This window comes from Microbacterium sp., assembly GCF_047972865.1.
Taxonomy (GTDB): domain Bacteria; phylum Actinomycetota; class Actinomycetes; order Actinomycetales; family Microbacteriaceae; genus Microbacterium.
Map to the genome: position 1 here is coordinate 1 of NZ_JBKEAY010000092.1, position 2,107 is coordinate 2,107.

General features: G+C 73.2%; 2 protein-coding genes and 2 pseudogenes. 3 read left to right on the top strand and 1 reads right to left on the bottom strand.

What is annotated here, in order from left to right:
- The 3 genes and pseudogenes from ACK5KK_RS05800 to ACK5KK_RS05810 form a co-directional block, all read left to right on the top strand.
- A pseudogene (locus tag ACK5KK_RS05800) lies at positions 1-211 on the top strand (hypothetical protein); the annotation flags it as partial.
- A 43-nt stretch (positions 212-254) separates the two neighbouring features.
- Entirely contained in the window at positions 255-1,181 is a 927-nt protein-coding gene (locus ACK5KK_RS05805) for an arginase family protein (protein ID WP_416889144.1), read from the top strand.
- The gene (locus ACK5KK_RS05810; protein ID WP_416889145.1) at positions 1,178-1,648 is read left to right on the top strand and encodes a SixA phosphatase family protein; all 471 of its coding nucleotides are present in this window, start codon (positions 1,178-1,180) and stop codon (positions 1,646-1,648) included. The genes ACK5KK_RS05805 and ACK5KK_RS05810 overlap by 4 nt, the downstream gene beginning before the upstream one ends.
- 83 nt (positions 1,649-1,731) lie before the next feature.
- On the opposite strand, the pseudogene ACK5KK_RS05815 reads toward ACK5KK_RS05810, so the two are convergent.
- Positions 1,732-2,107: pseudogene (locus tag ACK5KK_RS05815) on the bottom strand (hypothetical protein); the annotation flags it as partial.

A 2,107-nucleotide genomic window follows, 5' to 3' on the forward strand; every position in this document is an offset into this window, starting at 1 on the left:
CGCCCCTGTTCTGGCGCACGCGGGTGACCCTCGCCAGTCGCCGGAACGCGTGGGTGTATCTGAGCCGATGACCGCCCGGCCGCACGATCCCCGCTGGCCGCGCGCCGGCGACTGGCCCGCACCGAACGGCGTCGTCGACGCCGTGCTGCTCGGGGTCCCGGCGTTTCGCACATCGCTATCGGCCAGCGGCGCGCACGCCCTGCCGGGCTGAGCGCGTTCCCGTCCGCGGCGACAACGCCACTACGCTGGCTGGCATGAGCGCGCCGGAGCCGATGACCTCGCTGCCCGCCGCCGCACTGGCCCACGACCCGTCGTGGCCGCGGGCCGGCGACTGGCCGCCGCCGGAGGGCACCGTCGACGCTGTGCTGCTGGGGCTTCCCGCGCACCGCACCTCGCTGTCGCCGACCGGCGCGAACGCCACCCCCACCGCGGTGCGCGCGGCCCTGCGCCGATACAGCCCGACCGTGCTCGGCGCGGAGGGGCCGATCGACCTGAACGAGGTGCTGCGGATCGCGGATGCCGGCGACGTCGCCGACCCGGACGGGCCCGCCGGCGAGGCGCGCGTGCGGGAACGGGTGCGCGCGCTCACCGCCCGCCTTGTGATCGCGCTCGGCGGCGACAACTCGATCACCTACGCCACCGCGCAGGGCGCGGCGGCGACGGGCCTCATCACCCTGGACGCGCACCTCGACCTGCGCGACGGCGAATCAAACGGCTCCCCGGTGCGGCGCCTGGTCGCCGACGGCCTCGACCCGCGACGGATCGTGCAGATCGGCATCGCGGACTTCGCCAACTCCGCCATCTACGCGCGGCGGGCCGCCGACCTCGGCATCCGCGTGATCGGGCTCGACGAGGTGCGCCGCCGCGGCATCGCCGACGTCGCCGCCGAAGCGCTCCAGGTCGCCGGGGTGGACGCAGGCGGCATCCATCTGGACATCGACGTCGACGTGTGCGACCGCTCCGTGGCGCCGGGATGCCCGGCATCGGTCCCCGGCGGATTGGCGGCGTGGGAGCTGCGCGACCTGGTGCGGCACCTCGCCGGCGACGCCCGGGTGCGCAGCGCCGACATCGTCGAGGTCGACGCGACCGCCGACACCCCCGACGGGCGAACCGTGCGACTGGCGGCGCTGTGCGTGCTGGAGTTACTGGCGGGGCTCGCCGCGAGAGTGGAGACGGCGTGAGGACACTTGTGCTCATCCGGCACGCGAAGAGCGATTGGGGCAACCCCGGCACCCCCGACCACGACCGGCCGCTGAATGAGCGGGGGCTCCGGGACGGCCCGGTCATGGCGCAGCGACTGCGGGCGGCGGGCACAATGCTCGACGCGATCGTGGCGTCGACGGCGCTGCGCGCCCGGACGACGGCGGGCTTCTTCGGCGACGCCCTCGGGCTGACGCCCGAACTGCGCACGGACCTGTACGGCGCCTCGCCGCGCACACTGCTTGCCGTCGCGGCCAGTTCCGGGGCCGACCGGGTGGCACTCGTCGCACACGACCCCGGCATGACCGCGCTGGCCGGACGCCTGTCCGGAGGCGGGATCGCTGCCATGCCGACATGCGCCGTGGCCACCTTCCGATGGGATGCCGAAGGCTGGGACATCGCGACCGCCATCGACCCCGACGCCTGGAGCTTCGATAGCCCCCGCTGACCGCCGCCGGCGCCGGCTCAGCGTGATCGACGTTCCACCGGAGAGAGCATCCCGCCGAGTTGGGTGCTCGTGGTTCGCGGGTCTCAGCGTTGTCGGGGTGGTCGGGGGCGATGCCAGGGAGGATCGATGGTCTCGACGTCGAGCGTTCCGGGGCGGCGGCGGGTTTGGGTGTGCACGCCCGCGGGATGTGTTGCTTTCGGACGTGAGATGCGTACGAGTGCGCGGTAGGTGACGGGTTCGGACGCGACGGCACGCTGCAGCAGTCGCATGAAGACCAGGCCCCGGTTTCGGGTATGGCGTCGGTTGAAGCTCAGCCCACGCTCCGGCACCCCCCCCGGGGTTGCGTCCAATAGCGTGGTGTACGGGTCGCGGGTGACCGCGTCGCTGTGAGCGTGGCGACGGTCACCGTGTGATCCTTCGAGAGAACTCTTCACATCCATCTCGGAAGGAAAACGACGA